At 45.7% G+C, this 232-nt stretch carries 1 protein-coding gene; it reads left to right on the forward strand.

Going from position 1 to position 232, the window contains the following annotated elements; translation table 11 throughout:
- Positions 1 to 232 (forward strand): FAD:protein FMN transferase (locus AB4585_RS23670; RefSeq protein WP_372171209.1); only part of this gene is annotated, 232 nt, incomplete at both ends.

Here is a 232-nt window from a genome sequence, read left to right on the forward strand (position 1 = left end):
TAACAGAAGGCGCTCTAGATGTAACAGTCGGCCCTTTGGTTAATCTATGGGGGTTTGGTCCAGAAGCTCGTCCTGACAAAGTGCCAACCGATGAAGAATTAACATCACGACGTGAAATGGTAGGGATTAAACATCTGTCTGTTACAGAGCAAGGCTTATCAAAGGATATCCCGAATCTGTATGTTGATCTTTCAACCATAGCTAAGGGTTGGGGCGTTGATGTCATCGCCGA

Origin of the sequence: Vibrio sp. 10N.222.49.C9, assembly GCF_041474985.1 — a bacterium.
Lineage (GTDB): Bacteria > Pseudomonadota > Gammaproteobacteria > Enterobacterales > Vibrionaceae > Vibrio > Vibrio crassostreae_C.